The organism is Bradyrhizobium sp. (assembly GCF_035309285.1).
Lineage (GTDB): Bacteria > Pseudomonadota > Alphaproteobacteria > Rhizobiales > Xanthobacteraceae > Bradyrhizobium.
In genome coordinates this window covers 24049-30445 of the sequence record NZ_DATGFH010000164.1, presented here as the reverse complement: position 1 = coordinate 30445, position 6397 = coordinate 24049, and the positions used below count along the sequence as shown (strand labels likewise).

The following is a 6397-nucleotide window of genomic DNA, read 5'->3' as shown; positions in this document are numbered from 1 at the left end:
TTCGAACCGGTCGCTTTCGCGGCAGTTTTCGCAGTCTTGTTTGGCATTGAGCTTCTTTTGTTTTTGGAGGGCTTGGCAGCCGATGCCTTGGTTGTTTTCCGGGAATCCTTCGCGGACGCCGGGGCACGGCCCTTGGTTGCGCCCCGGCTAATGGCCGCGGCGGCTTTTTTGGAAGCCTTTGAAGAACTCTTTGTACGCGTTTTTTGTGACACAGCCTGCGCGCGGAACTGCCACGCCCCTGTTGGATGTTTTCACGGGAACCCATAGGGGCCTTCAAGCGGGCTGACGGGTTCGGCTAGTTAAAACGCGAATATAGCACATTTCCCGCAAAAATCAATGATTTATGCCCCTTTGGCGCCGCAAGAAGGCCGTTTTCAGCCTAAAGACGCGTAACAGGGTTAAGCCAAATCCTTACTCAGGTAAGGACTGGGGCAAAATCAGTGGAACCGGGTCAGTCACCGGTGCCGGGGTTCTTGGAAAAATATTTCTCGAACTTGCCTTCCATCCCCTCGAATTCCTTGGCGTCGGCCGGGGAATCCTTCTTCTGGGTAATATTCGGCCACGACTTGGCGTATTCGGTGTTGACCTCAAGCCACTTTTCCAGCCCCGGCTCGGTATCCGGCTTGATGGCGTCGGCCGGGCACTCGGGTTCGCAAACGCCGCAATCGATGCATTCGTCCGGATGGATGACCAGCATGTTCTCGCCCTCGTAGAAACAGTCGACGGGGCAGACCTCGACGCAGTCGGTGTATTTACATTTGATGCAGGCTTCAGTGACGACGTAAGTCATCCAGGGCTCCGGAACGGTCAAAATTTTGGGGCTTTGCCTAGCGCAGTCAGTGCACTGCCGCAAGGGAAGCGCAGCCAAGAACTGAATCGCTGGAATATACGTAGTTACTCCGGCCGAATGTGCAAATCCTCATAGAGCACGCGCGCAGAACTCGCATCGCCGCGCCGCTCGGAAAATCCGATCACCTTCATCACGCGCACCGAACGATCGAGCGCAATGGTGAGCACGTCGCCCATTTTCACCGCATGTCCGGGCGACGTCTCGCGGATGCCGTTGATGCGGACAAAACCCTTCGCGACCAACTCGGCGGCGCTGGTGCGGGCTTTCACCACCCGCGCGTGCCACAGCCATTTGTCGAGGCGCTGGCGATCCATCTTTCCTTTTGACGCGCTGTCTTGACGCGAACCAGTGCCCACTTCGCTCGAGAACGCTATGGGTTGAGTTATTCCTTGCGGTTGCCGGCGAGCTGCTCTTTCAGCGCCGCGAGTTTTGCAAACGGCGAATTGGGATCGGCACCGCGATCGCGCGGGTTTTGTGAGCTCGCGTAGTGCCGTAGCGCCGGCCCGCTCTCGCGATCTCGCTTGTCGCGGCCACGGTCGCGATCGCGCCGGTCACGGTCGTCGCGGCGCTCGCCCTGACGATCGCCGAATTTTTCGCGCTTGGCATCGCGATCGCGGTCGCGGCCCTTGCCTTCAAAACGCTCGCGGCGATCGCCGCGGTCGCGCTTCTCCTGACGCTGGTCCTGGCCCTGTTCACGCGCGACTGCGCCATCGGCATTGGCCGTGGCTTCGGCCGGTGCCGCATCGGGCTTGCGGACATCGCGGCGGCCATGATGGCGGCGGCGCTCGCGCTTCTCGCCGTCGCGGGCTTCGCCCTCGGCGGCGGCCGCACCATCCTGCGGCTTCGCCTGGCCATGGCGATGATGACGATGACGCTCGTGCCGCGGACGCCGCTCCTCCGAGCGGCCGCCGGGCCGCCAGACTTCGACGAGTTGCGGTTCGGCCGGCGCCGCGGGAGCGGCTTCCACAGATGCGGCTTCTTCGGCAGGTGCGGCTTCCGCCGTCGCCGCAGCAACGCCGGCCGCGGCCTCCAGAGCGGGCTCCGCGGCTGCTTCCGCAGCAGGTTCGGGCGAAGCTTCAGCCTCCGTGACCGGCTCGGGCTGCGCTTCGACGACGACAGGGGTCTCCTCGCTCACCGCAAGCGGCGTGACTTCGGGCAGCAGCGCAGCGGACGGCGCCGGATCACCGGACACAGGCTGTTGGGCCGCCTCCGCAGCGGCAGCCTCGACAGGCGCGTCTGCGGCCGGCTCGGCCGGCGTTTCCGCTGCAGCCTCGCCAAGTGCAGCCTCGCCAAGTGTAGCCTCGCCAAGTGTAGCCTCGCCGAGTGTAGCCTCGCCAAGTGCAGCCTCGCTCGGTGCAACCTCCGCCGCCGGCGTCTCCACGACCACGGGTTTCGACGGCAATGGCGGACGCTTCTCCATGCGATAGCCGAGTGCACGCAGGATCGAGGCGAAATCCTCGCCGGCCGAGCCCGTGAGCGAGGTCATCGCCTGCGTCACCACAAAACTGCGGCCATCGAACGCGCCGGCGGGCTTCTCGCCCGGCGAGGTCTCCCGCCAGGCCAGCGCCGGGCGGATCAGATCCGCGAGCCGCTCCAGGATGTCGACGCGCACCGCGCGCTCGCCGCATTGGCGATAGCCGAGCACGCGATAGGCATCGCGCGGCAGGCTCTTGTCGACCGGGAACGACGTGCGGCCACTGGAGGCGAGATGCTGCGCGCCCGACAGCACGGCCGGATCGATGTTGTCCTGCTTCAGCGCCCAGAGCAGCGAAGCCAGCGATCGCGCGGCGGGCTTGAGCAGCGTCGGGAAATAGATGTGATAGGCGCCGAAGCGCACGCCGTATTTGCGCAAGATCGCACGCGAGGGCTGGTCGAGATCCTTCATCTCGGCGGCGATCTTGTTGCGCTCGATCACGCCGAGCGCCTCGACGAGCTGGAAGGCGATCCCGCGCGCAATGCCGGTGACGTCCTCGGCCTTGGACAGATCGAACATCGGCCCGAGCAGCTTTTCGATATGCGTCTTCAGCCAGAGATCGAGCCGCGCCTGCACCTTCTCCTTGCTCGCGCCGGTCAGCCGCTCGTCGGCGATGATGCGCACCCTTGGGTGCAGAGCGTCGTCCGCCGCCACCAGTTTTGCGACCGCATCGCCGGTCCAGCGCATGGTGCCGTCGGACGCCAGCACGAACTGCTCGTCCGCCGCCGCGCCCAGTTTTTCGGCACGCGCGTCGATCTCCCGCGCCACGACTTGCTGCGCCGCGGCCTGCAGCGCCTTGGCATCGGAGCCTGCTTCGGCTGTGTCTGGCGCAAAGGTAAAGCCGTCGAGCCGGCCGATGGCATGGCCCTCGACGATGACTTCACCGGTCTTGCCGATTTCCGTACTCAAAATCGTGTTCTCCCGCAGGCGGCGCATCAATACACTGGTACGACGATCAACGAAACGCTCCGTGAGCCGTTCATGCAGCGCGTCCGACAATTTATTTTCGACCTCGCGCGTGATGTCGTGCCAGTGCTCGGGGTTACCAAGCCAATCCGGCCGATTGGCGACAAAGGTCCAGGTGCGGATTTGCGCGATCCGGCCCGATAGCGTGTCGATATCGCCATCGACGCGATCGGCCTGATCGACCTGGGCCGCAAACCAGCCATCCGGGATCGTCCCCTTCTTCATGAGGAAATCGAATAGCGTGGTCACTAGTTCCGCATGCGCGGCGGGCGCGATCTTGCGGTAGTCCGGTATCTGGCAGGTCTCCCATAGCCGCTCCACGGCGGCCGGCCCATGCGCCATGTCACGGACATCGCCGTCGCGGGCGGCGTGATCGAGCACGCGCATGTCCTCGGCGATCGGCGCCTTGGTCAGCGCGTCATGACCCGCCGGCTGCGCCAGCGACACCTGCAACGCGCCAAGCGAGGAGAAATCGAGCTTCGAGTTGCGCCATTGCAGCACTTTCACGCTGTCAAATGTGTGGTTCTGCAGCGCATTCACGAGCTCAGGCTCAAACGGCGCGCAGCGGCCCGTGGTGCCGAAGGTGCCGTCGCGCGTGGCGCGCCCCGCACGGCCTGCGATCTGTGCGAATTCGGCCGGCGTCAGGCGGCGGAATTGATAGCCGTCATATTTGCGGTCGGAGGCAAAGGCGACGTGATCGACGTCAAGGTTGAGGCCCATGCCGATGGCGTCGGTCGCAACGAGATAATCGACGTCGCCGTTCTGGAACATCGCCACCTGCGCGTTGCGCGTGCGCGGCGAGAGCGAGCCCAGCACCACCGCCGCGCCGCCATGCTGGCGGCGGATCAGTTCGGCGATGGCGTAGACCTCCTCCGCCGAGAAGGCGACGATCGCGGTGCGCCGCGGCTGCCGCGTGATTTTCCTATCGCCCGCAAATTCGAGCCGCGACAGCCGCGGCCGCGTGATCATGGAGGCGCCCGGCAACAGCCGCTCGATGATCGGGCGCATCGTGGCGGCGCCGAGCAGCATGGTCTCGTCGCGGCCGCGGCGATGCAGGATGCGGTCGGTGAAGACATGGCCGCGCTCGAGGTCGGCAGCGATCTGGACCTCGTCGACGGCAAGGAAGGAGACGTCGATGTCGCGCGGCATCGCTTCCACGGTCGAGACCCAGAAGCGCGGATTCTTCGGCTTGATCTTCTCTTCGCCCGTGATCAGCGCGACGGACTCGACGCCGGCGCGATCGGCGATCTTGTTGTAGACCTCGCGCGCGAGAAGGCGCAGCGGCAGGCCGATCATGCCTGACGAATGCGCAAGCAGTCGCTCGATCGCAAGATGCGTCTTGCCGGTGTTGGTGGGACCGAGCACGGCGGTGACGCCGGAGCCTGGTGCGCGATCGCTCGCGAACCCTTGATGTGGAGAGAAAGCCATATTTTTCGGGTGTTTCTATTCCGGCCTATCGATCGTCATTGCGAGGAGCGACTTGTCCGCCCTAGCCCGAAGGGCGAAGGCGGAAGCGACGAAGCAATCCATACTGCATCCGCGGAAATAGTGTGGATTGCTTCGTGGAGCCTGTCATCGGGCCGCGCTACGCGCGGACCCGTTGGCTCGCAATGACGAAAACTGTTGGGCTCCCTGGCCCTATCTCGGTTGATTCTGTTTCAGATTGTGACGCCTCGCCACATATATGGCGTCGCTTTTTAAGCTTGCGAACGACTTGAGAACGAATCGCGGCCGAATCGCTGACTCCTCCCGAGAACCGCTTTCGTTCACCGCAACATCTCGCGTTGGTTCTGTTGACTCGGCACTAGATCAAGTTTGTGGCAAGCCCACAAGCAACGGTTCAACGGCGGGAATCTTAAGGTTTTGACGGGTCCCTGAGTCGAATCAGAAGCGGGAAAGAGTCAACAGGATTCGTGTCTGGGCTGTCATGACGGGATGGCGCGCCAGCCTCTACCCGTCATGCGCGGGCTCGAAAACCCTCTCCCCTTGTGGGAGAGGGTGGATCGCCGATGCGAAGCAGCGGCGAGCCGGGTGAGGGGTCTGGCTCCGCGGATGGAAACCCCTCATCCGGCGCGCTTCGCGCGCCACCTTCTCCCACAAGGGGAGAAGGAAAACTTACTGCGTCTTCGCCACGTGGGGCGGGCTGGCTTGCGTCACGAAGGAGGTGGCTTCCAGCATGGCGGTGCCGATCGGGGTCGGGATCACCATGCGGAACGGCACCAGCACGCGGGTTCCCAGGATCGGCGCGAACGCGATCTCGATATTGCGGGCCTTGGCGAGATATTTGATCACCGGCCGGTCCGGGATGTAGCCCGCGATCGGCGTGAAATAGAGCGCGCAGACCACGACCGGACCGTAATAGCCGTGCTCGGCCCTGACGGTTTCCATGCGCTTGAAATCGAGCCTGAGGTCATAACGCATGCGGCCGTCGAACACGGCGACCGCGCCGTGGCAGGCGTCCGGCGAGAGCGGATCGGCGGTGCCCGGCACGCGCAAGATCGACGCCGTCATCGGGTCGAGCACGCCCTTCTTGTGCGCGTCCGTAATCGGCACGCGGCCGGGATCGACGGGCGGCTGCGGCACGATGCCAAAGTCCTTCACATTGCCATTGGCAAGCGTGATGTGGATCGTCTCGGACTTCTTCGACGTGGTGGTGGAGGCCTTGTAATTGGCCGGCACCAGCGCGCCGTTGACGATGCGGCCCTCGGCTTCGCCCGTGCCGGAGCCGTTGGCGATGGTCTTCAAAAGCCCGATGGTGCCGCCGAAGGCGGACGCGGCATAGGAATCGTCGCCGATCACGATGTTCCAGGCGCCTCGGCCTACGGGAATGCCGGCGAGCGAGGCCTCATATTGCGCCTCGAGTTTGCCTTGTGCGGCCACCGGCTGCGCGGCGGCTGCGGCAAGATAGGCGCCGGCAACCAGCGAGGCGGCCACCCACCGCGCCGGTCGGGCCGATAGCTTGGTTTTCATTGTCACGTCGCGGCCATCCCTGCTCGGCGCGATTTCATTCATCTAAGCTAAAAATACCGGCAAACAACGCGTCTTTCGCGCGATTATCGCTTAATCCCCCGGGAACATCTTGCCTCTGTCATACGGGGTTCGCTTTT

Annotated in this window: 5 protein-coding genes; 1 reads left to right on the top strand and 4 read right to left on the bottom strand. The window is 64.0% G+C overall.

Annotation, left to right across the window (positions count from 1 at the left end; all coding sequences use genetic code 11):
* The coding region (locus VKR55_RS29185; RefSeq protein WP_324408862.1) for a hypothetical protein at window positions 1-267 on the top strand (267 nt) is incomplete at its 5' end.
* A gap of 184 nt (window positions 268-451) precedes the next feature.
* Here VKR55_RS29185 and fdxA read toward each other — a convergent pair.
* From fdxA to VKR55_RS29165, 4 genes are all read right to left on the bottom strand, one after another.
* Window positions 452-790, bottom strand: a complete 339-nt coding sequence (gene fdxA / locus VKR55_RS29180) for a ferredoxin FdxA (RefSeq protein WP_324408861.1) — start codon at window positions 788-790, stop codon at window positions 452-454.
* Between the two features lie 104 nt (window positions 791-894).
* Complete coding sequence (locus tag VKR55_RS29175) at window positions 895-1164, bottom strand: RNA-binding S4 domain-containing protein (protein ID WP_324408860.1); 270 nt, start codon at window positions 1162-1164, stop codon at window positions 895-897.
* 68 nt (window positions 1165-1232) lie between these two features.
* Entirely contained in the window at window positions 1233-4718 is a 3486-nt protein-coding gene (locus VKR55_RS29170) for a helicase-related protein (protein WP_324408859.1), read from the bottom strand.
* A 687-nt stretch (window positions 4719-5405) separates the two neighbouring features.
* Complete coding sequence (locus VKR55_RS29165) at window positions 5406-6260, bottom strand: DUF3108 domain-containing protein (protein WP_324408863.1); 855 nt, start codon at window positions 6258-6260, stop codon at window positions 5406-5408.
* Window positions 6261-6397 lie beyond the last annotated feature (137 nt).